This is a genomic window from Bradyrhizobium sp. TM102, from assembly GCF_009176685.1.
GTDB lineage: Bacteria > Pseudomonadota > Alphaproteobacteria > Rhizobiales > Xanthobacteraceae > Bradyrhizobium > Bradyrhizobium ottawaense.
Genome location: NZ_AP021855.1, coordinates 7,062,379 through 7,083,975, shown reverse-complemented (window position 1 = coordinate 7,083,975; position 21,597 = coordinate 7,062,379). Strand labels below are relative to the sequence as shown.

General features: G+C 64.8%; 25 protein-coding genes. 19 read left to right on the top strand and 6 right to left on the bottom strand.

The features are described 5' to 3' along the window. Positions 1 to 64 precede the first annotated feature (64 nt). Positions 65 to 817: a 16S rRNA (uracil(1498)-N(3))-methyltransferase gene (locus GDN70_RS33515; RefSeq protein ID WP_152103583.1), complete on the bottom strand. Its 753-nt coding sequence runs from the start codon at positions 815 to 817 to the stop codon at positions 65 to 67. Between the two features lie 210 nt (positions 818 to 1,027). On the opposite strand from GDN70_RS33515, the gene GDN70_RS33510 reads away from it, so the two are divergent. Beyond that, entirely contained in the window at positions 1,028 to 1,690 is a 663-nt protein-coding gene (locus GDN70_RS33510; RefSeq protein ID WP_028140105.1) for a hypothetical protein, read from the top strand. Between the two features lie 141 nt (positions 1,691 to 1,831). After that, a complete protein-coding gene (gene ubiA / locus GDN70_RS33505) occupies positions 1,832 to 2,788 on the top strand; it encodes a 4-hydroxybenzoate octaprenyltransferase (protein WP_152103582.1) in 957 nt (318 codons plus the stop codon). A gap of 113 nt (positions 2,789 to 2,901) precedes the next feature. On the opposite strand, the gene GDN70_RS33500 is transcribed toward ubiA, so the two are convergent. After that, positions 2,902 to 3,420, bottom strand: coding sequence for a DUF6101 family protein (locus GDN70_RS33500; protein ID WP_152103581.1), 519 nt, complete (start codon positions 3,418 to 3,420; stop codon positions 2,902 to 2,904). A 265-nt stretch (positions 3,421 to 3,685) separates the two neighbouring features. Here GDN70_RS33500 and GDN70_RS33495 point away from each other — a divergent pair, with 265 nt between their 5' ends. The 7 genes from GDN70_RS33495 to GDN70_RS33465 all read left to right on the top strand — a co-directional run bounded on the left by GDN70_RS33495 (position 3,686) and on the right by GDN70_RS33465 (position 9,898). Continuing rightward, the gene (locus GDN70_RS33495) at positions 3,686 to 5,104 is read left to right on the top strand and encodes a TldD/PmbA family protein (RefSeq protein ID WP_161966344.1); all 1,419 of its coding nucleotides are present in this window, start codon (positions 3,686 to 3,688) and stop codon (positions 5,102 to 5,104) included. A 58-nt stretch (positions 5,105 to 5,162) separates the two neighbouring features. Next, a complete protein-coding gene (locus GDN70_RS33490) occupies positions 5,163 to 5,909 on the top strand; it encodes a 3'(2'),5'-bisphosphate nucleotidase CysQ (protein WP_370126368.1) in 747 nt (248 codons plus the stop codon). Positions 5,910 to 5,972: 63 nt separating this feature from the next. Beyond that, a complete protein-coding gene (locus tag GDN70_RS33485; RefSeq protein WP_028134338.1) occupies positions 5,973 to 6,215 on the top strand; it encodes a DUF4170 domain-containing protein in 243 nt (80 codons plus the stop codon). Next, positions 6,212 to 6,931 carry a lysophospholipid acyltransferase family protein gene (locus tag GDN70_RS33480; protein WP_028140110.1) on the top strand — a complete coding sequence of 240 codons (720 nt, stop codon included), beginning with the start codon at positions 6,212 to 6,214 and terminating at the stop codon, positions 6,929 to 6,931. The genes GDN70_RS33485 and GDN70_RS33480 overlap by 4 nt, the downstream gene beginning before the upstream one ends. Beyond that, on the top strand, positions 6,894 to 8,240 hold the full coding sequence (locus GDN70_RS33475) for a 3-deoxy-D-manno-octulosonic acid transferase (RefSeq protein WP_152103580.1): 1,347 nt from the start codon (positions 6,894 to 6,896) through the stop codon (positions 8,238 to 8,240). The genes GDN70_RS33480 and GDN70_RS33475 overlap by 38 nt, the downstream gene beginning before the upstream one ends. After that, the gene (gene lpxK / locus GDN70_RS33470; RefSeq protein ID WP_152103579.1) at positions 8,233 to 9,249 is read left to right on the top strand and encodes a tetraacyldisaccharide 4'-kinase; all 1,017 of its coding nucleotides are present in this window, start codon (positions 8,233 to 8,235) and stop codon (positions 9,247 to 9,249) included. The genes GDN70_RS33475 and lpxK overlap by 8 nt, the downstream gene beginning before the upstream one ends. A 313-nt stretch (positions 9,250 to 9,562) precedes the next feature. Next, entirely contained in the window at positions 9,563 to 9,898 is a 336-nt protein-coding gene (locus GDN70_RS33465; protein WP_018321923.1) for a GYD domain-containing protein, read from the top strand. A 367-nt stretch (positions 9,899 to 10,265) separates the two neighbouring features. Here GDN70_RS33465 and GDN70_RS35335 read toward each other — a convergent pair whose 3' ends face one another. Then, positions 10,266 to 10,463, bottom strand: coding sequence for a hypothetical protein (locus tag GDN70_RS35335; RefSeq protein WP_162832262.1), 198 nt, complete (start codon positions 10,461 to 10,463; stop codon positions 10,266 to 10,268). 506 nt (positions 10,464 to 10,969) lie between these two features. Between GDN70_RS35335 and GDN70_RS33455 the strand changes: the two genes are divergently transcribed. Continuing rightward, complete coding sequence (locus tag GDN70_RS33455; protein WP_152103578.1) at positions 10,970 to 11,284, top strand: hypothetical protein; 315 nt, start codon at positions 10,970 to 10,972, stop codon at positions 11,282 to 11,284. 130 nt (positions 11,285 to 11,414) lie between these two features. Here the strand turns inward: GDN70_RS33455 and GDN70_RS33450 are convergent, their stop codons facing one another. After that, a complete protein-coding gene (locus GDN70_RS33450; protein WP_018321926.1) occupies positions 11,415 to 11,642 on the bottom strand; it encodes a DUF2093 domain-containing protein in 228 nt (75 codons plus the stop codon). A gap of 190 nt (positions 11,643 to 11,832) precedes the next feature. On the opposite strand from GDN70_RS33450, the gene GDN70_RS33445 reads away from it, so the two are divergent. Together GDN70_RS33445 and GDN70_RS35330 are read left to right on the top strand one after the other, a co-directional pair. Further along, entirely contained in the window at positions 11,833 to 12,657 is an 825-nt protein-coding gene (locus GDN70_RS33445; RefSeq protein WP_152103577.1) for a dienelactone hydrolase family protein, read from the top strand. A 211-nt stretch (positions 12,658 to 12,868) separates the two neighbouring features. After that, the gene (locus GDN70_RS35330; protein ID WP_018321928.1) at positions 12,869 to 13,012 is read left to right on the top strand and encodes a hypothetical protein; all 144 of its coding nucleotides are present in this window, start codon (positions 12,869 to 12,871) and stop codon (positions 13,010 to 13,012) included. Positions 13,013 to 13,263: 251 nt separating this feature from the next. Here the strand turns inward: GDN70_RS35330 and xseA are convergent, their stop codons facing one another. Then, a complete protein-coding gene (gene xseA / locus GDN70_RS33435) occupies positions 13,264 to 14,886 on the bottom strand; it encodes an exodeoxyribonuclease VII large subunit (protein ID WP_028140116.1) in 1,623 nt (540 codons plus the stop codon). A gap of 137 nt (positions 14,887 to 15,023) precedes the next feature. Between xseA and GDN70_RS33430 the strand changes: the two genes are divergently transcribed. The 7 genes from GDN70_RS33430 (at position 15,024) to GDN70_RS33400 (ending at position 20,690) form a co-directional block, all read left to right on the top strand. Beyond that, positions 15,024 to 16,130, top strand: coding sequence for an alpha/beta hydrolase (locus GDN70_RS33430; protein ID WP_038971158.1), 1,107 nt, complete (start codon positions 15,024 to 15,026; stop codon positions 16,128 to 16,130). Beyond that, positions 16,127 to 16,681 carry a hypothetical protein gene (locus GDN70_RS33425; RefSeq protein WP_028140118.1) on the top strand — a complete coding sequence of 185 codons (555 nt, stop codon included), beginning with the start codon at positions 16,127 to 16,129 and terminating at the stop codon, positions 16,679 to 16,681. The genes GDN70_RS33430 and GDN70_RS33425 overlap by 4 nt, the downstream gene beginning before the upstream one ends. A gap of 65 nt (positions 16,682 to 16,746) precedes the next feature. After that, positions 16,747 to 17,337 carry a hypothetical protein gene (locus GDN70_RS33420; RefSeq protein ID WP_028140119.1) on the top strand — a complete coding sequence of 197 codons (591 nt, stop codon included), beginning with the start codon at positions 16,747 to 16,749 and terminating at the stop codon, positions 17,335 to 17,337. Positions 17,338 to 17,339: 2 nt separating this feature from the next. Beyond that, positions 17,340 to 17,639: a transcriptional regulator gene (locus tag GDN70_RS33415; RefSeq protein ID WP_152103576.1), complete on the top strand. Its 300-nt coding sequence runs from the start codon at positions 17,340 to 17,342 to the stop codon at positions 17,637 to 17,639. 163 nt (positions 17,640 to 17,802) lie between these two features. Next, positions 17,803 to 18,609, top strand: coding sequence for an acetoacetate decarboxylase family protein (locus tag GDN70_RS33410; protein ID WP_197742267.1), 807 nt, complete (start codon positions 17,803 to 17,805; stop codon positions 18,607 to 18,609). Between the two features lie 150 nt (positions 18,610 to 18,759). Beyond that, on the top strand, positions 18,760 to 19,935 hold the full coding sequence (locus GDN70_RS33405) for an ABC transporter substrate-binding protein (RefSeq protein ID WP_085967869.1): 1,176 nt from the start codon (positions 18,760 to 18,762) through the stop codon (positions 19,933 to 19,935). Then, entirely contained in the window at positions 19,932 to 20,690 is a 759-nt protein-coding gene (locus tag GDN70_RS33400) for an SDR family NAD(P)-dependent oxidoreductase (protein ID WP_028140123.1), read from the top strand. Before GDN70_RS33405 ends, GDN70_RS33400 begins: the two co-directional genes overlap by 4 nt. On the opposite strand, the gene GDN70_RS33395 is transcribed toward GDN70_RS33400, so the two are convergent. After that, positions 20,687 to 21,454: an IclR family transcriptional regulator gene (locus GDN70_RS33395; RefSeq protein ID WP_049801865.1), complete on the bottom strand. Its 768-nt coding sequence runs from the start codon at positions 21,452 to 21,454 to the stop codon at positions 20,687 to 20,689. The two genes, GDN70_RS33400 and GDN70_RS33395, sit on opposite strands and share 4 nt — an antisense overlap. Positions 21,455 to 21,597: the final 143 nt, after the last annotated feature.

Below are 21,597 nucleotides of genomic sequence, written 5' to 3'. Positions count from 1 at the left end.
CATGGCCCGAAAGCGGTTTCGACCTCCAAAGGATCAATCGCTTAACAGGCGGGCAACGCCGGGATCAGCTGGCATTGCCCCAATCGCCCAGCACCGCCTGTACCAGCGCCAGGGCGGCCACGGCGGCGGTATCGGCCCGCATGATCCGCGGGCCGAGCGCCAGCCGGAGGATCCTGGGCTGCCGCAGCAGCAGGGCCCGCTCTTCCTCGGCAAAGCCGCCTTCGGGGCCGATCAGCACGTCAATCCCCTGTCCGGCCTCGCGGGTGTCTTGCAGGCTTTGCACCGGGTTTTGCACCTCCGCCGCCTCGTCGCAGAAGATCAGCAGGCGGCCCGCAGGGCGCTGACTGAGATACCGCTCCAGCGGCACCGGCTCGGCGACCATGGCGATGCTCAAAATGCCGCATTGCTCGGCCGCCTCGACGACATTGGCGCGCATCCGCTCGGTGTTGACCCGGGAGGCCTGGGTGAACCGGGTCAGGACCGGCTGCAGCGCGGCTGCGCCCATCTCGATGGCCTTCTGGACCATGTAATCCAGCCGGGCATGCTTGAGCGGGGCGAAAACGTAGGCGACGTCGGGCAGTCCGTCCTGGGGCCGGGTCTGCTGCAGGATCACGAGACCGTCCGGCCGCTTGCGGCCTTCGATGGCGGCCTGCCACTCGCCGTCCCGGCCGTTGAAGGCCAGAACCTCGGCCCCGGCAGCAAGCCGCAGCACATTGCCGAGATAATTGCTCTGGTCGCGGTCGAGCGGGATCCTGGCGTCCTGGGCAAGAGGAGCGTCGACGAACAGGCGGGGAGCGCGAAAATCGTGGGAGGGCATCGTTCAGGGGTCCGATTTGGGGCCGTTCTTAACCGAAAGCAGCCATTCCGGGGGTAAATATTGCCGAAATGGTGCGTCCCCGCGCCGCGCTCTTGCCCTATTCAACGGGTTGTTAAGCGCCGGCGGGAATCGTAAAAACGCGAACACGCTGGTTGCGCTTCAATTGGGAAGACGCTGAACCCCGTAGCTCCTGCCGGAGAGACTATCCTGATGATCCGTCATTTGATGGTTCCGATCACTGCCGCCATGGTCACCCTGAGCACCGCGGGCGCCTATGCGCAAAGCGCCTTCCCGGCGCCGCTGCCGAACCAGGCCGCCACCAGTTCCGCGTTTCCCCCGGTGAACGGCTCGGCGCCGACCGCTTCGGTCGGCACGGCACCGCAATCGTCCTTTCCCGTGAATGGCGCCGCGCCCGTCGGCGGCGCTGGCGCGTTCAGCGCGGCCCCGCCGACCCAGGGCGGCCCCGGCGAGGACTGCATGAAGGCTTTCATTCCTCTGCGCGAGGAAGCCGAGAAGCGCGGCAAGCTGATCAAGGCCGCGAGCGACCGTCATGCGCCGCCGGACGAAGCCTGCAAGCTGATCCGCAATTTCAGCCAGGCTGAGACCAAGATGATCAAGTACATCGAGTCCCACGCCGCCAAATGCGGAATCCCGGCGCAGATCGGCGCGCAGATGAAGGACGGTCACAAGAATACCGAGGCCATGGCGACGAAGGTCTGCAACGTCGCGCAGCAGATGCAGAACCAGCCGCGCGGTCCGGCCGGCCCGTCGCTGAGCGAGGTGCTCGGTTCAGGCTCGGCGCCTGAGGCCAATGCCGGCAAGAAGGGCGGCAGCACCTTCGACACGCTCAACGGCAACGTCCTGACCCGATGATACACGTGCCGCCGATTTGAAGTTCCTACGGTGCTTGCCGCGAGATCCTCATAGGAACTTCAAATCGACAAGCGGCACGTGAATTATAATTTCTTGCTAGTGCCCTTGTAGTTTTCGAAGTTCGTACCGGAATACGCCGCGATGGAATACGAACTTCGAAAACTGGGCACTAGCACATCCGCCCGCGTTGCCGATTCCACCGGCAACTGGGTCGATACGCTCGCGCCGCCATGGGCGCGGCCTTATTTGCGATTGTCCCGCTTCGATCGTCCGATCGGCTCATGGCTGCTGTTGATGCCGTGCTGGTGGTCGGCGGCGCTCGCGAGCGGCATGGCGCATGACGTCCGCGGACTGCCGCTCACCATCGTGCTGTTCTTCATCGGCGCCTTCGTGATGCGCGGGGCGGGCTGCACCTGGAACGACATCACCGACCGCGACCTCGACGCCAAGGTCGAGCGCACTCGCTCGCGGCCGCTGCCCTCGGGGCAGGTGAGCACGAAGCAGGCGCTGGCTTGGATGGTCGTGCAGGCGCTGATCGGCCTTATCGTGCTGCTGCAGTTCAACCGCTTCGCGATTGCGACCGGCATCGCTTCGCTCCTGATCGTCGCGATCTACCCCTTCATGAAGCGCATCACCTGGTGGCCGCAGATCGTGCTCGGGCTTGCCTTCTCCTGGGGCGCCCTGATGGGATTTGCCGTCACCTTCGGCCGCATCGACGTCACCGCGATGGTGCTCTATGCCGGCGCGATTTCATGGGTGATCGGCTATGACACGATCTACGCGCATCAGGACGCCGACGACGACGCGCTGATCGGCATCAAGTCCACCGCGCGCCTGTTCGGCGCGCACACGCACCAGGCGCTGATCCTGTTCTACGGGCTCGCTGTGATGTTGATCGGCGTCGCGCTGGCCTCAGGCGATGCGCGCTGGCCGGCCTGGCTCGGGCTGATCGCCTTCGCCGTGCATCTGGCGTGGCAGATCATGCGGCTTAGGATCGATGATCCGGAGCTGTGCCTGCGCCTGTTCAAGTCGAACAAATATGCGGGAGCGCTGCTGTTTGCGGGGTTGCTGGTGGACGCGGTGATGCGGGCGGCGTAGCTGCCGTAGGGTGGGCAAAGGCGCCCTTGCGCCGTGCCCACGATCTCTCAATGATTGACAAATAAGGTGGGCACGCTTCGCTTTGCCCACCCTACGGCACCTGTGAATGCCGTCTAATTCCTCGCGATGATCTCGCGTTCTTCGCGATGAACCGACAGCTCGCGCGCCATCGCAACGCGGCGGCGCATCAGGAATTTCGGACGGCGGGCGCGGATCGCATTGGCGCGGCGGCGGCGGGCTGCGGGCTTGCGCGCACCTTCGTCGAGCTGCGGAAGCGCGAACAGCTCGCTCCAAATCGCCAAGGCCTCGACGAGCTCGTCGCCTTCCGCGCCGACGAGCAGCGGAACGGAGAGCGAGGGATCGCGATGCACCAGGACGAGGGCCTGCGCTTCGTCATTGCCGCGCAGTGCGACGCCCGTGAAGTCGCTGACGCGGACGTTGATCGCCATCTGCATGCCGCGAACGGCACGGCGAAGCACGACGCGTTCGCGATGAAGCTCGATCTGCCTGACATGTCCGTCGGCGCGCGGATCGTGCGCATCGAAGCGGACCGGAAGGGAAAGGGGGTCGAGCCGCAGAGAGCGGCTCGACCCGGCGGGAGCGACCCCGCATGTTGCTGTTTGACGCCTCACGGCTTTTGTTCTCCCCGCCGGGATTATGTTCCCGGTCGATGCGAGGACCTTAGCGCGCGGCTTTCCGAAACCGCTTAAAAAGGCTGGTTAACCCACCGTCACTGCTGCTCATGATTGACAAGACCTTGGCGCGCATGATTGACGAGACGTTGCGCCAAAGGTGCGAATCTGAGCTTTTGGCGGGCTGAAAATGCTTGAAGTCCGCGCGATCAGGGCACATCTGTGGGTTCCGGTCCCGAACCCCCGCCCCAACAGGATTTCGTTCGTGAACTCTTCACCATCCGCAAGCTCGACGCTTTCGTCCAAGGATTCCGCCAAGGGGTCAAAGGCCAGCCGTGACCTGTTCGACCAGTCCGCCTTGTCGGATCTGGCGCAGCGGCTGGTGGAGGCGGCCAAGCGCGCCGGCGCGGATGCGGCCGACGCGGTCGCGGTGCGCGGCGTCTCGCAAGGCGTCGAGGTGCGCGACGGACGCGTCGAGGAATCCGAGCGCTCCGAGGGTGACGACGTCGGCTTGCGCGTGCTGGTCGGCCAGCGCCAGGCGGTGGTCTCGACCAACGACGTCAGCGGCGATGCCGTGACCAAGCTTGCCGAACGCGCGGTCGCGATGGCGCGCGTTGCGCCCGACGACAAATATGTCGGGCTCGCCGATCCCGCGCTGCTCGCGCGCGACTTTCCCGATCTCGATCTGCTCGATCCCGATGTGCCCGCCACCAGCGAGCTCGAGCGCCGCGCGCTCGCAGCCGAGGCTGCGGCCCTCGCCGTGAAGGGCGTCACCAAATCCGGCGGCGCCTCGGCGTCCGCGGGCATGGGCGGCATGGTGCTGGTCACCTCGACCGGCTTCCACGGCTCCTATTTGCGCTCCAGCCAGGGCATCTCGGCCACCGCCATCTCGGGCGAAGGCACCGGCATGGAGCGCGATTACGACTTCACCTCGGCGCCGCATGGCGCGGACCTGTTGTCGCCGGAGATCGTCGGCCGTTCCGCCGGCGAGCGCACCGTGGCGCGCTCCAATCCGCGCAAGGTCGAGACCTGCAAGGTGCCCGTCGTGTTCGATCCGCGCGTCGCCGGCTCCCTGGTCGGTCATGTCGTCGGCGCCATCAACGGCGCCTCGATCGCGCGCAAGACCAGCTTCCTCAAGGACAAGCTCGGCCAGCAGCTGTTTGCGAAGAACATCCGCATCATCGACGATCCCCTGCGCAAGCGCGGCCTGCGCTCGCAGACGTTCGACGCCGAAGGCGTTGCCGTGAAGAAGATCGCGCTGATTGACGAGGGCGTGCTGACGACCTGGCTGCTCGACTGCGCCACTGCGCGCGAGCTCGGCCTTGCCACCACCGGCCATGCCCACCGCGGCGTTTCTTCCTCGCCCTCGCCCGGGCCGTACAATCTGCATCTCGAGCCCGGCACGCCGAGCCCGGCCGAGCTGATCTCCGATATCAAGCAGGGCTTCTACGTCACCGATCTGATCGGCTCCGGCGTGAACGGCGTCACCGGCGATTACAGCCGCGGCGCTTCCGGCTTCTGGATCGAGAACGGCGAGATCACCTATCCCGTCAGCGAGGTGACGATCGCCGGCCATCTGTTCGAGATCTTCAAGTCGATGCAGCCCGCGAACAATCTCGAGTTCCGCTACGGCATCAATGCGCCGACGGTGCGCATCGAGGGATTGACGCTTGGCGGACGTTGAGGCGAACGCCCCGGGCGAAACCATCCTGACGCGCGATGCGGCGCTGCTGCAGGACACGGTGCGGGAAGCGGGCGCGCTGGCGCACTCGATGTTCCGCACCGAGCTGAAGAAGTGGACCAAGGGTGCGTCCTCGCCGGTCTCGGAAGCCGACATCGCCGTCAACGACCTGCTCGAAACGCGCTTGCGCAGTGCGACGCCGGATTATGGCTGGCTCTCGGAGGAGAGCGCCGACGATGCGGCCCGGCTGTCGCGGCGGCTGACCTGGATCGTCGATCCCATCGATGGCACGCGCAACTACCTCAACGGCCACGACGATTGGTGCGTCAGCGTCGCGCTGGTCGAGGATGCCGCGCCCGTGCTGGCCGCGGTGTTCGCGCCGACGACCGATGAGTTCTTCTTCGCCGCACGCGGCCAGGGCACCACGCTCAACGGCGCAGCCGTGCAGGCTTCGCCCGGATCGGCGCTCGACTTCTCCCGTGTCGCCGGCCCGAAACCCATGGTCGAGCGGCTCAACAGCTCCGGCCGCGAGATCAAGCTGCATCCGCGAATCGGTTCGCTCGCGCTACGCCTGTGCCGGGTCGCCCACGGCGCGCTGGATGCGGCTTTTGCGGGGGGCAACAGCCATGATTGGGACCTTGCGGCGGCCGATTTGATCGTGCAGGAAGCCGATGGTAGGATGAGCGACCTCTCCGGAGAACCCATCCTCTATAACCGCCGGGAAGTGGCGCACGGGGTGCTGGTGGCAGCGGGACGCGATCGTCATGCGGGCATTGTCGCGCATTTTCGAAACCGTCCCTTGGCCTAAAGCGCTTTTCGTCGTGCTCGTCGAACACTGCTTTTGCCGGGCAGCCCGCTAGGAACAGAACTCATGCCAGATAGTGCCCCGCAACAACTGCTTCACCTCGTCATCGGCGGGGAGCTCGTCGATCTCGAGCAGAACGTCTTCAAGAATCTCGACGACGTCGAGATCGTCGGCCTCTATCCGAATTATGCGACCGCGCATGCCGCCTGGCGGGCCAAGGCGCAGAGCACGGTCGACAACGCGCAGATGCGCTATTTCATCGTCCATCTCCACCGGTTGCTCGACCCGAATCAAGAACCGGCGCGTTGAAAAAACTGCTTCGCAATACGCTGCGAAGCAGCTTCGTTCAGCGTGCCGTCGGGGTCCTGGCGGCCGAATATCTGCGTCTGGTCTGGCGGACCAACAAATTCACGTTGGATCCGCCCGACGTCTATGCGCAGGTTGAGCCGCAGCTCCCTGCGATCTTCGCGTTCTGGCACGGCCAGCATTTCCTCACGCCCTTCATCAAGAACCAGAACAAGGCTTCCTATCGCGCCAAGGTCCTGATCTCGCGCCACCGCGACGGCGAGTTCAATGCGATCGCCGCCGAGCGGCTCGGCATCGGCACCATCCGCGGTTCCGGCGATCATGGCGGCGCCTTCCACCGCAAGGGCGGGGTCGGCGCCTTCAAGGAAATGGTGCGCACGCTCCAGACCGGTTGTAATGTCGCGCTGACCGCCGATGTCCCCAAGCGCTCGCGCGTGGCCGGGCTCGGCATCATCATGCTGGCACGGGAATCGGGGCGGCCGATCATGCCTTTCGCGATGGCGACCAGCCGCTTCGTCCGGCTCAAGAACTGGGACCGCACCACCATCAATTTGCCATTCGGGCGGGGCGCATTGGTCGGCATCAAGGAAATCCACGTTCCGCCGGACGCCGACGCCGCCATGATGGAAGCGCTGCGGCAGGAGCTGGAAGACACGTTGAACGAGGCGACCCGCCGCGCCTATGCGCAACTCGGCCGCCCGGGACCGGAAGATGCCTAAATCGCTGCCCATTGCGCTGCCGATCACGCTGCGGATGTACCGGCGCCTGGCCTCCGGCCTGGTGCCGCTTGCGCCGGCGCTGATCAAGCGGCGGCTGAAGCAGGGCAAGGAGGATCCCGCGCGCGTCGGCGAGCGGCGCGGCCTGTCCCGGGACGTGCGGCCGCATGGTCCGCTGGTCTGGATCCACGGCGCCAGTGTCGGCGAGGTGCTGGCCGCGGCGGGGCTGATCGAGCGCCTGCGCGATCTCAACTTACGCATCCTGCTCACCTCGGGCACCGTCACCTCGGCCGCCGTGGTCGCAAAGCGCTTTCCGCCCGACGTCATCCATCAATACGTGCCGTATGATTCGCCGCGCTATGTCGCGCGCTTCCTCGATCATTGGAAGCCGTCGCTGGCGCTGTTCATCGAATCCGATCTGTGGCCGAACCTGATCCTGGCGGGCGCGACGCGCCGGGTGCCGATGGTGCTGATCAACGGGCGGATGTCGCCGCGCTCCTTCCCGCGCTGGCGGCGCATGCAGGGCACCATCTCGGCGCTGTTGTCGCGTTTCGACATCTGCCTTGCGCAGTCGAAGACCGATGCCGAGCGCTTCGCCACGCTCGGCGGCCGCGACGTCGTCACCACGGGCAACCTCAAGCTCGACGTGCCGGCGCCGCCGGCCGATCCCGCCAAGCTCGAACGGCTGATGGCGATGACGCGCGGGCGCCCCATCATCGTCGCGGCCTCGACCCACCCGGGCGAGGACGAGATGCTGGTCGACGCGCATCGCAGCCTCTCCGGCTTCTTCCCGCAGCTCCTCACCGTGATCGTGCCGCGGCATCCCGATCGCGGCTCCTCGATCGCCGGCCTGATCACGGCCTCAGGCCTGAAGCCGGCATTGCGCTCGCGCGAGGAGCTGCCGACCGCGACCACCGATATCTATGTCGCCGACACCATGGGCGAGCTCGGCCTGTTCTACCGGCTGTCGCCGATCGTGTTCATGGGCGGATCGCTGATCCGTCATGGCGGGCAGAACCCGATCGAGGCGATCAAGCTCGGGGCCGCGATCGTGCATGGCCCACACGTCTTCAACTTCGCCGATGTCTATGAGGCGCTCGACGGCAGCGGCGGTGCGCGCCAGACCGACACGCAGGAGGCGCTGGTCAAGCAGCTCGGCCAGCTGCTGGCCGATCCCACCTTGCGCGACAAGATGCAGCGCGCAGGCAGCGGCGTGGTCGAGGAGCTCGGCGGCGCGCTCGATCGCACCATGATCGCACTCGAGCCGTATCTGCTGCAGCTGCGGATCGAGATGGGAGCCGCCAATGCGTGAGCCGGCCTTCTGGTACCGGCCACGTTCCCTCCAGTCGTACGCGTTATGGCCGCTCGGAGCGCTCTACGGCGCGATCACCGAACGGCGCATGCTGCGCAAAGGCGTGGATGCCGGCATCCCCGTGATCTGCGTCGGCAATTATCACGTCGGCGGTGCCGGCAAGACGCCGACCGTGCTGGCGCTGACGAAGCTTTTGCGCGAGCTCGGCGAGACGCCGGTGGTGCTCAGTCGCGGCTATGGCGGACGGCTGAAGGGCCCGGTCATGGTCGACCGCGCGCGCCACACCGCTTCCGACGTCGGCGACGAGCCCTTGATGATGGCGTGCGACGTCCCGGTCGCTGTCGCGCGGGACCGCCTCGAGGGTGTCGCGCTCGCCAAATCGCAAGGCGCCACCGTCATCCTGATGGACGATGGCTTTCAGAACCCGCGCCTGGTCAAGGACACCTCGCTGATCGTGATCGATAGCGAACGTGGCCTCGGCAACGGCAAGGTATTTCCCGCCGGCCCGCTGCGCGCGCCGCTGAAGGCGCAGCTTGCGCGCACCGACGCGCTGGTGTTGATCGGCGACGGCTGCGCCGCCAACGATGTCGCGACCGAGCTTGCCAAGCGCGACAAGCCGGAGCTGCGTGCGCGCCTGAAGCCGGACGCCGGGTCGGTCGCAAGACTTTTGGGCAAGCCGGTGTTCGCATTCGCGGGCATTGGCGATCCCGAACGATTTTTCCGCAGCTTGCGCGCCTGCGGCATCGAGGTCGCGCGCACGCGCGCCTTCGCCGATCACCACATGTTTTCAAACGACGAGATCGCAGCTCTCGCAGCGGAGGCGCAGCGCGAGCAGCACACACTGGTGACGACGGAAAAGGATCTCGCGCGCCTCCGCGGCCGTGAAGGCGTGCCTGACAGCATCGTGCCGTTCGCCGTGCAGCTCGAATTCGATGATCCGGCAGCGCTCCGGCAATTGATCAGCGATCATCTCTACAAGGCGCGCGAGCGGCGGTTCAGCAGGCGATGATCTCGTTGAGTGGGCAAGCTAGTCCGCCGTAGCGAAAGAGCAAAGGATGGAAAAACAATTCATCCATCGCCATGCGGTATTCGATAACTGATCGGTCGACATGTCGCGGCTGATGAATTCTCTTCCGCACGTTCGGGAGTTGATGTAGCCTTCCATGAGAGCCGTCACCGGGACGTGCCGACCTCCCGGAAATCATCGGCGGCGTTTATGCCCACGGCGGGCAGTACCTTCATCACTTCAGATGCAGCGGCCGTAACGATCAGTTCGGAACGGCAGGGAGAATCATTGCCAAAAAACCAGAGGAGAACATGCCATGCATTTTTGCCTCACCGGACAGTACACCCCACGCGCTCTCAATGCCATTTTGGAGAATCCCACGACCGATCGCCAGGAGGCGGCACGAAAGCTCATCGAAGCGGCCGGCGGAAAGCTGCTTTCGATGTACAGCGTTGCGGCCGACGGCCCAGGCGTTTTGGTGATTTTCGATGTGCCTGATCCGGGTGCGGCGCCGGCCATTTCCGGCCTGACCGTCACCGCCGGCACCCTGCAGAATGTGAAACTGACCAGGTTGTTCACGCAGGACGAGATCAAGCAGGTTCGCCAGAACGCGGCGAAGCTGCGTTCTTCGTATACCCCGCCCGGAAGCTGACATCCGGACCTGGAGCATAATCCGGAAAAGTGCGCAGCGGTTTTCCGAAAAGATCATGCTTAAACCAACCCAAAGCGCGATGACGATTCATCCTAATCGCATCGCGCTTTGGAGCTTCGGTTCTGATGAGCAGAACCGGAGCTCTGAATTCCCGTTCTTGACGCGTCTTCTTCACGTGAACCGGTATCGGCTCGGCAATCAGTCATGCTCACCACGCCCCAACGGCCATTAATCCAATAATGGTCAGGCACGAGACGCAGGCCACCACGACGGTATAGCATTCGGGCGTATTCATTGTTCACTCCCAAACTGTTGCCAATTGCTTGGTCACTGCTACGCGGGAGAGATCGCCGGTTGCGGGCCACTTTCAATGCGGCAGGCCGAGACCGGTCTTGCGATGTGCGTCCGTCCTCTCATCGTCAACCTGATCCGCAGGATGATGATGCGCTTCGAGAGCTTCGGCGCGTTCAGCCGCGATCAGAAGCTGTTTGCGCATTTCAGCGAGACGGGCGCGACAATATTCACGATAGAGCAGGTCCAATATGGTGGGCATGATCACCCCCATCGTTTGACTCTCGATTTACAGATATTCCACCGCAAATTTTCGAGGTGATCGTAGCCCGTCAGATGGCTCTTTCGATATGAGCCCGTTCACAGACTGCGCCAATTCCAAAGCTCGAGGGCCGTTTGGTTGACCTGATTGTCTGTGCGATAAAAGGAACAGGGCCAATTACCTAACGAACACTGTAGCAGCTCTCTGTTTCAACAAGACTTCGTCAAACAACTTAAGGGCGCCGGATCGCGACAAAGAATCCAACCACAACGCGAAATGACTAACTACGGAGTGCAAGTATTCTTCGATGCAACGCGGATCGGCACGATGGAGATTTTTTCCTCTGTGAGACTCGCAGTTCAGGTGCATGCGAACATCACCTCATCCCGATGATGTGCAAAAGCTGCACCGCTCGTGCCATGCCGCACTGCTGCGCTTTGCCCAACCTGCAGCAGCCTGCCATTCAGGCGACATTCATCGCAAAACGCCTATCGGTTCCCGACGATCAGGAGAATTCGATGAAACTGCCGTCTGCGACCGTTGCCGCCAGCCTTGTGTGTCTGATCGTTGCGCCCGTGTTCGCACAAACGCCGCCTGCGGCTTCTCCCGCTGCGCCAACCAGCACGGTGCCGGTTCCCGCGACCAAGCGCGTGACGTGCCTTGCCGCGACGGCGAGCCTGAAGGGGCAGGACAAGCGCGACCAGCTGCAGCTCTGCATGGCGCAGGCGCGGCTCGATTGCCTGAAGCAGGCGATCGATCAGAAGGTCGTCGGCGAAGCCAGGAAGAGCGCGATCAAGACTTGTGTGGGTGCGGATGGTCACGAGCAGCAATAGCAGAACGACGCCACGAACTCGCTCTCGTAGGGTGGGCAAAGCAACGCGTGCCCACCTTGTCCATCGCGGTCATCGAGAGATGGTGGGCACGGCGCTTTGCGCCTTTGCCCACCCTAGGAGAGCGGAAAGCTCATTGCTGCGGTTTCGGCGCGCCGGGGAAATGCCGCTGCAGCACGGCGGCGGGTGTGGCGTAGGCCTCCTGCAAATCCACGCTCCAGTACTTCAGCTCGTCGAGCGGAATCCGCGTGTCGGTGATGGCACAGCGCACGAAGGTCCCCGGCGAGATCACGCGGAAGTCGCCGTCGAGATATTGCACTTGCGCTTCGCCATGGCCCGAGGGGCCGAACTTGTTCAGCACGGTCGAAAGTCTCCGTGGAAGGCCGCTCCGTGGAAACTGGAGGGCACGATGTGTTGGACGGGATGTAGCATAGATAGGGTGGCTTGTCCGCCCGGTAAACCCACCGGTTTGTGATGTTTTGCCGCCGTTTCCGCGTGATAGTGCTTGGGCGAAGGATCGCTGGTTCCGGCATCTCCTATGGCAGAGTCCGATGCGCCTTCGACTGACCACCCTGTTCCTGATGCTGCTGATGTCGGCCGCGCGTGCCGCGCCGGCGCCGCAGCCGGTCGACATTCCGCTGGCGTCCGGCGTGCTGCACGCGCAGCTCTACAAGCCTGAAGGTCCGGGGCCGTTTCCGGCCGTGGTCGCGCTGCACGGCTGCGGCGGCCTCGGCAGCCATTCCGATCCCGTGCTGCCGCGCTATCGCGATTGGGCCGAGCGCCTGCTCAGGGCGGGCAATGCCGTGCTGCTGCCCGACAGCTACGGCTCGCGTGAGCTCGGGCCGCAATGCCGCGTCAAGGAGATGCACGTCAAGGCGCGGCGCGAGCGCGTCACCGACGTCGCAGCATCGCGCGCCTGGCTGATGAAGCAGTCCTGGGTGGCGCGCGATCGCGTCAGCCTGATGGGCTGGGCCAACGGCGCGAGTGCGCTGCTGTGGGCCGTGCGGCCGCAGGGCGCGGCGCGTGACCTGGAGCCGGATTTCCGCGCCGCGATCGCGTTCTATCCGGACTGCCGGATCTCCGCCGGTCTCGGCTGGAGCACGCGGGTGCCGACCCTGGTGCTGATCGGCGCCAATGACGACGTCTCCTCGCCGCCGGCCTGCCGCCAGATGGTCGAGGGCGCGCATGGCCGCAGCGCGCTCGCACGCATCGTGGTCTATCCCGGCGCCTATCACGATTTCGACCGCGCCAACACGCCGCTGCACGCAGCCGGCGGCAGCAACGATGCCGCCGTGCCCGAGCGCGGCCATCTCGGCACGGATGCCAAGGCGCGCGCGGAGTCGCAGAAGGACGTCGCGCAGTGGCTGGCGCGCTAGCTCGGATGAGCGGACTTGTCGCGCCGTAGCTCGGTCGAAGCGAAGGCGGAAGCGGCCGCCCGAGGAACAAATTCAGGCGGACAGCCCCGCATCGACCACCGCCCTGCACGGACTTGATGGCCGACCGGGAATCTACGGATCGCATGCGGCGCCGGTTTCAGCACGTGACGGCGCCTTAGTTCGACCACGATGTCGATTAAACGCAGTCCTCATGCGCATCGTCCTCTTCGCTTCCGCACTGGCCGTCTTCACCGTCGCGATCTTCCTGTACGAGGCCCACGCCGGCGCGCCACAGCGCGCGCCGGAACATTGCGGCTTCTGGACCACGATCGATGCGGGATTGTCGTGTAGGTAGGGGCATGCTGTCCCGACATGCTCCGTCATTGCTTCGTCGCTTCGGCGCAAAATTGCTACGCAATTTTGTCGCGAGCTCCCCGCAATGACGCTTTGGGAATACACGCGCGTCCCACACAATCGCTGTCATCGCCCGGCTTGACCGGGGATCCAGTACGCCGAGGCGGCTGTGAGTCATCGAGAAGCTGCGGCGTACTGGATTCCCCGCTTTCGCGGGGAATGACACCGAGGGTGGAGCGCCGTTCTCACACCTCAGAACAGGCTGCCCTGATCCACCGGCTTGGCCACGCGCTTCGGCGCGGGCTTTGCGTCCGCCGCAGCCGACTTTGGCTGCGCTGGTGCGCGCTTTGCCGTTGGCGCCGGCCGATCCGCGTCCGCCGTTGCGCCGACACGGCCATCGGCAAACTCGATCTCGAGCCGCGCATTCGGCCCGATGCTGTCCGCCGCATGCAGCGGATGTCCCGCCTCGTCCCGCACCAGCGCAAAGCCGCGCGCGAGCACGCTGCGATACGACAAAGCCGACAGCAACTTGCCGCTGTTCTCGACGCGGGCCTCCAGCCGCTGCAGCAAGGTGACGAGTGCGCGGCCGGCGCGCTCGCTGAGGCGATGCGTGCGCTCGCGCTGCCGGGCGATGGCGTTGCGCTGCGCCTGCGCATTGGAGAGCTTCGACGCGCGCAAGCGAACCTCGAGTCCGGCAAAGCGGTCGCGCCGCCGCCGCAGCAGCGAGCGCGCGGACAGACCCAGCCGTTCGCCGCACACGGTGAGGCGGTGGTCGGCCTGCGTGATCTGGCCGTGCAGCACCCGCAGCGTCAGCTTTGAACTTGCGGCGGTAAACCGGCGGAAATGCGCGTGCGTGTTGGCCTTGAGACAGCGCGGCAGGGCGCTTCCTGCCGAATCCAGCCGCTGCCGCGGAATCGCCAGCAGATCGCCCGCCGCTGGCAGCGCGCGTGCGGCGGCGCGCAGCTCGCTGCGGCGGCTCTCCTGGCTGCGTTGCCAATAGGCGCGGGTGCGGCGTCCGAGATCGGCGACCTCGACGAACAATTCGCTGCGCACGGGGACCGCCATCTCGGCCGCCGCCGTCGGCGTCGGCGCGCGCTTGTCGGCGACGAAGTCGATCAGCGTGATGTCGGTCTCGTGCCCCACCGCCGAGATCAGCGGGATCATGCTCTCGGCTGCCGCCCGCACCACGATCTCCTCGTTGAACGACCAGAGGTCCTCCAGCGAGCCGCCGCCGCGCGCGACGATCAGCACATCGGGGCGCGGAATCTTGCCGCCCGGGGCAATCGCGTTGAAGCCGCGGATCGCGGCCGCGACCTGCTCGGCCGAGCCGTCGCCCTGAACTTTCACCGGCCACACCAGCACGCGGCGGGGGAAGCGGTCCTCCAGCCGGTGCAGGATGTCGCGGATCACCGCGCCGGTCGGCGAGGTCACGACGCCGATCACCTCCGGCAACCACGGCAGCAGCTGCTTGCGCGCCTCGTCGAACAACCCTTCCGCGGCGAGCTTCTTCTTGCGCTCCTCCATCAGCGCCATCAGCGCGCCGATGCCGGCGGGCTCCAGCGCCTCGATCACGATCTGGTACTTCGAGGAGCCCGGATAGGTCGTCAGCTTGCCGGTGGCGATGACCTCGAGCCCTTCCTGGGGCTTGAAGCGCATCCGGCCGTGCACGCCCTTCCAGATCACCGCCTCGATCTTGGCGCTCTCGTCCTTGAGCGCGAAATAGCAATGGCCGGAGGAGTGCGCGCCGCGGAACCCCGAGATCTCACCGCGGACCCGGACATGGCCGTAGGTGTCCTCCACCGTCCGCTTCAGGGATTGGGAGAGCTCGGAGACGGTGAATTCAAACGCGTTGTTCAGTTGTTCCGCAGGCGGCATCGGCAAACGATTCGGCATTTTGGGGTCAGACCCGACGTTAAGGATTTTCGCCGCGCGGCGCCAATCCAGGGATTGATCGGGAGAGTACTCTGTAATATAGAGTTCTCTATTGATTGGTGCATTTACGGGAGTAAGCCATGGCCATGCGGTTGCTGCGCGGCGTTTTGAGCGGCCTGAAATGGGCCCTGTGTGCGGTCGGCGGCGTGGCGCTGATCCTGATTGCGATGATCGCCACGCCGCTGGAGCGGCCGCCCGAGATGCGGTCGGTCTCCGACTCCGCCAAGGGGATCGACTGGTCCAGCCTGCCTGCGCTGGAGCGCTTCCAGGCCCGCGACGGCACCTGGATCGGCTATCGCCACTACGCGCCCAAAGCGTTTTCAAGCGAAGTGGAAGCCGGTTCGCGTGAAGAAAACGCGTCAAAACAGGAATCCGGAGCCCGATCCCATCGGAACGGAAATGGCTCCGGGGGCCCGGCGGCGGGCCGCGGCGCGATCTTCATCCATGGCTCGTCCGGCTCCAGCGGCACCGTCAACCATGCGCTGACCCACGCGATCGCCGCGCGCGGGGTGGAGACCTGGGCGCTCGACATCCGCGGCCATGGCGGCTCCGGCACCCGCGGCGATATCGGCTATGTCGGCCAGCTCGAGGACGATCTCGTCGATTTCGTCGCCGAAATTCGCAAGACCGCGCCGGACCTGCCGCTCACCTTGATCGGCCATTCCGCCGGCGCCGGCTTCTCGCTGCGAGTCGCCGCGACGCCGATCATGCAGGACATGTTCGTGCGCACCGTGCTGCTCGCGCCCTATCTCGGCTATGACGCACCGACCAACCGGCCGAGCAACGGTGGCTGGGTCAGTGCCGACATTCCACGTTTCCTGGGACTGACGGCCCTGCGCAAGCTCGGCATCGACTGCTGTGCGCAGCTTCCGGTGCTCGCCTTCGCGGTGCCGGCAAGTTCGGCGAAGTATCTCACCTCGACCTATTCCGACCGCCTGATGCGCAATTTCGCGACGCGCGGCTATCGCGTCGATCTTCCGGCAACCACGCGTCCGATCACGATCTTCGGCGGTGCCGAGGACGAGATGATGATCTCGGACAAATATGCCGAGACCGTGCAGGCGGTGAAGCCGTCGGTCGACGTCAAGGTCATTGACGGCATCAATCATATGGGCATCGTCACCCATCCGAAGGCGATCTTGGTGATCGCCGAGGACGTGGCAACGCGCGGGGCAGGGCAGTCATGATCGACAGCAGGGAGGCGTCCGCAGCGCTGGCCGATATCGACGATATCGTCCAGCGCGTGAAGCAATCGCAGCTCTATGAGCTGGCGAGCCTCGCAGCGGTCTGGTGGGGCGTGCTGGTGTTCGCGGCCAATCTCGTGACCTGGCTTTGGCCGATCTACGCGGCCTACGCCTGGGTTGCTGTAGACGTTCTGGGCGTCGGCGGCCTGATTGCACTTCGCGTGTTCGATCCGAAAAGCCACCCCTTTGGCGCCGGCGTTGGCATCAGGCTGTTCCTGGTATTCGCACTGTTCTTCGCGTTCGGCTATCTCGTCACCAGCGTCGTCGGTCATTTTGGTCCGCGCCAGTTGGGAACGTTCTGGCCGATCTATTTCATGCTGTTCTACACACTCGCCGGGCTCTGGTTCGGCTACGTGTTCGTTGCGATCGGCCTCGGCATCACGGCGCTGACGCTGTTCGGCTTCTTCTACATCGGCGAGGCGTTCCCGCTCTGGATGGCCTTCGTCAACGGCGGTGGCCTCGTCCTCGGCGGCCTCTGGATGCGGCGGATCTAGCGCATGCCCGGGCTCGACGACATCATCCACCGGCCTGCAGCCAAGACCCAGGAAGGAGCGCTCCCGTGACCGACAGCAAGCGGGCTTCCGATGCGCTGAACGAGCGCGAGAATACCATTCGTCCTGTGCGGCGGTCGCAGATCTACCTGGTCTCTGGCCTCGTCCTGCTGCTGTGGGCCGTGCTGCCGTTTGCCGACGATGCCCTGATCTGGTTCTGGCCGCGCTACGGGGCCCATTATTGGAACAGCTGGTTCGTGGTGAATGACGGGCTGTATTTCTGGTTTGCACTCTACGTCGTCTCGGCCCTCGGCCTCGTTGCTCTCGGCGCCTATCATCTTTCGCGAAACGGAATTCGTCTGTTCGACAGGCGCAGTCTGCTGGCGCTTGTGCTGATCGCCGCCTTCGGCCTCGTCTGCTGCTACTTCGGCAGGTTCTCGCCGCGGCAGCAAACGGTGTTTTGGCAGGTCTACATCACGCTGGTCTACCTGACGGCGGGGCTTCGGTTCGGCTACGCCTTTGCACCGCTCGGCGCGACCATCATCGCGCTGACGCTGATCGGATATTTCACTATCCCGGGTGTACCGCTGTTGCCGTGGATGGCGGCCGTCAATGGCGGCGCGCTGATTGCGGGTACCCTCTGGATGCGGCGGGGCTAGCCGTGGCGGAGTTCGACGACATCATCCACCAGCCGCTGCGGCTGAAGATCATGGCAGCGCTGAACGCGCTGCCTGCGACAGCGGGGCTGGAGTTCTCGCGGCTGAAGAAGCTGACCGGCGCCACCGACGGCAATCTCGGCGCGCACATCGAGACCCTGGCGAAGGCGGGATACGTCCAGGTGGACAAGGCGTTCGTGGGCAAGAAGCCGCAGACCACGGTCACCGCCACCGCTGCGGGCCGTGGGGCGTTCGCAAGGCACGTGGCGACGCTGCAGGAGATTATTGCGGGGAGCCAGGTTTAGGCCGTCAGCCGATAGAGGCTGCCAGCCGAAGCCTTGCCGGAGACCGCCATGCTCGCGCGACCGTGCGCGCCTCGCATGCGGTCGGAAAGCCGCGGCTTGACTCAGCCTTAATTTCATATATGCAATTATAAAATCATATATAAAAACAGAGCGAGCCGAGCCGATGAGCGATGTGATCACCGATCCCGACGATCCGCGTCGGCGCGTGTTTGGCGAATACCGGCTCAAGCCGAACAGCGGGGTCAATCCGCCCTATTCGCCGGCCTATCCGGTGGAGTGGGGCTGCACCTTGCGCACCGTCGAGATCATGACCCGCGTCGCCCCGGGCAAGGTCTCAACACTGCTTGCCGACACGCCGTTCGAGATCGCGAGCGATCGCGTCGCTTTCCGCTTCATGCGCTCGCCCGGCCATTCCCTGGCCGTGCACGCCGGAGAGATGTTCGATCTGATGATCTCGGTGCCGGTGCGCTACAACGGGCTGTTCACCGAGACGCATATCTTCATGTATTGCAGCGATCCCATGGGGATCTGCGCGGGGCGCGAGGTGTTCGGCTACACCAAGAAGGATACCCACTACGCCTTCGATGAGCATCCGGACGGATCAATCACCGGGTGGGTCCGTCGTCGCGGCATTTCACTTGCCGATTTCTCCTTCACGCCTGACGCGTCCGCACCGGTCGTCAGGATCGTCGACGGCGATGAGCTGCCGGCCGGTGAAATCCACGTGCGCCGCTTGCCGCATCCCGAGCGGCTCGGCACGGCCTATGCCGACATCGTCTATCGCCGCACGCCATTGAAATACTCCAAGCCGGTGCCGGGCCGCGCCTCCATGACCCTGCACGCCAGCGCGTACGATCCCATCGCCGAACTGAATCCGGAAATCCTCGGCGCGCATTTCATGGTGTCGGACGTCTATGGCGGCGGGTTCGAGGTCGAGGACCGGCGGCTCATCGAGCGGCTTACCCCGTAAACAAAAGATCAGCCTGCGCGCGATGTACGTGCGGGCGGCTAATAGCGCGCGGAAAGCGCGGGCAAAGCAAGGGAGGGTTCGGACATGGCAGGACAATATCGTGTAAGCCGCCGCCGACTGTTGGCCGGCGCCGGCGGCCTTGCGTTGGGCATGACGGGCCTCGGTGCGCAGACGCAGGAGGCAAAGCCGCTTCGGATCGGCGTGTTGACGGACATGTCCAGCCTCTATGCCGATGTCACCGGCCCGGGCTCGCTGCTGGCAGCCAAAATGGCGGTCGAGGATTTTCAGGCCTCGGCTCACAAGATGACCCGACCGATCGAAGTCATCAGCGGCGACCACATGAACAAGGCCGATCTCGGCGCCAACATCGCGCGCGAGTGGATCGATCGCCAGAGTGTCGACGTCTTTGTCGATGCGCCGAATTCAGCCGTCGCACTCGCGGTGCGCAGCGTCGTGCAGCAGAACAACAAGACGCTGCTGGTATCGGGCGCCTCCTCGTCCGATCTGACCGGCAAGTCCTGCTCGCCCAATCTCGTGCACTGGACGTACGATACCTATGCGCTCTCGTCGGGCGTTGCGCGCGCGGTGGTCGAGAGTGGCGGCAAGAGCTGGTTCCTGCTGACTGCGGACTACGCGTTCGGCCACGCCATGGAAGGCGACATCAAGAATGTCGTGCAGAAATTCGGCGGAAAGATCCTCGGCGGGGTGCGTACGCCGATCAATACACAGGACTTCTCCTCCTTCCTGCTGCAGGCCCAGGCTTCGAAGGCGGAAATCATCGCGTTGGTCAATGCCGGCGGCGACACCATCAATTCCATCAAGCAGGCGGTGGAGTTCGGTATTCCGCAGGGCGGCCAGCGCGTGGTTGCGACGGTGCTCTATCTGAGCGATGTGCATTCGCTCGGCCTCAAGATCGCGCAGGGGCTGCAGTTCACCGAATCCTTCTACTGGGACCTGAACGAGGATACCCGCGCCTGGACCAAACGGTTTGCACCGCGCAACAACGGCCGCTACCCGACCGCTTTGCATGCCGGTGCCTACGCGACGACCCTGCATTACCTGAAGGCGGTCGATGCGCTCGGCGCTTCCAGCGACGGCAAGGCCGTCGTCGAACAAATGAAGAAGCTGCCGACCGATGATCCCCTGTTCGGCAAGGGCAGCGTGCGGGCTGACGGTCGCAAGCTGCACAACATGTATCTGTTCGAGGTGAAGACGCCCGCGGAATCCAAGCAGCCCTGGGATTACTACAAGCTGGTCAAGACCATTGCACCGTCCGAGGCCTGGCGGCCTCTGGAGGAGGGCGGCTGCGAGTTCCTGAAATCATGACCGCAAATGACCGGCGGCCGGTGGCGCTCGTCACCGGCGGCGGGGGCGATATTGGTCGGGCCATTGCGCTGAGGTTGACACAGATGAGCGCTGCGGTCGCGATCGTCGACCGCGATGAAGTGGCGGCAAACGCCAGTGCGCGCCTTGTCGAGGACGCCGGCGTGAGGGCGCTTGCCATCCGCGCCGATGTCTCCAGTGCCCTCGATACGGCGGCCTTCGTCGAAACGGTCGAAGCAGAGTTGGGGCCGATCGGCATATTCGCCAACAATGCAGGCATCGAGGGCGTTGTCGCTCCTCTCCACGAATATCCCGACGAGACATTTGATCGGCTGCTGCAGGTCAACGTAAAGGGGGTCTTTCTCGGCCTCAAGCATGTGCTTGCACGAATGACGCAACGTGGCGCGGGCGCGATCATTAATACGGCGTCGACGTCGGCGATCCGCGGGCGTGCGGGGCTCGCCGGCTATGTCGCGTCCAAGCACGCGGTGCTTGGACTGACGCGGACGGCGGCGCTCGAGGTGAGCGGGACCGGCATTAGGGTCAATGCCGTTCTCCCCGGACCGATCGAGTCGCGCATGATCCGGGAATTGGAGGGACAGGCGCGCGATAACGCCGTTTCGTTGCGCCGAAACGGCGCGGTTGTTCATGGCCGGCCGCGGGATGTCGCCAATATCGTGGCGTTTCTGGCCTCCGACGAGGCCGCGCATGTCAACGGTGCGGCCTGGGTCGTCGACGGCGGTACCACGGTCGCTTAAGCGACGCCGCCGATCTTCTCGGAAACGATCCTGGCGGCGCTGCGCAGCTCGGCCGCAATGGTGTCGGCTTCGTTCGCGGGAATCCGATCCTGCCTCACCAGTGGAACGGTCAATGCGGCGGCCGCGCGGCCGGAGGCTTCGATGATCGGGCAGCTATAGGCCAGGATGCGCGTGTAGCCGTCGTCATTGGAGAAGTTTCCTCCCTCCGAGGAAATGCGGTCTAGCGCTGCCAGCGCCTTCTTGGCGCTGATGCGATCGTGTTCAGCGATGACATGGGCAAGCTCCTGGCGCCGGCCTTCGAGCTGAAATGCGGCCAGGACCTTCGCAGAAGCGTATTGCTGGGTGAGGGGAAATACTGCTCCCACCTTGACCGACCAGCCCATCAACCATTCCGGCTCGATGCGGGCAATCACCATGAACTGCTCGCCGTGCAACACCGTGAGGTGGCAAGACAACTGCACGCGGGAAGCGAGCTGCTCCATCACCGGCAGCGCCGCCTTCAGCAGCCGCTCGGTCGGCGGGAATTGCGAGGCGATCCGGAACAGTTTCAGCGTCAACGTGTATTCGCCGGTCGCCGGGTCCCGCGCGACATAGCCGCGGCGCTCCAGCGCCACCAGCATCCGGAAAATCTCGCTGACGGAGCGGCCGACGCACTCGGCGAGCTGCTTCTGGCTGAGCCCGCGCGACGCGCCCGCCAGCGCTTCCAACAGGTCCAGTCCCTTCTCCAGGGCCGGAGCGCCCGGCTGCAGCTTCTCAGGGTTCATCCATCAGCCCTTGTACGATCCGCCCCGGCAAGCGCGCTGTGGGACGGCAGACCGTGTACCTGATCGTGCGCACGGCGAAAAGTCGTGGTCCGAGCGGGCGTACCCTGAATGACGGGCAGATTGAATGGCGGGGAGTTCGGGAC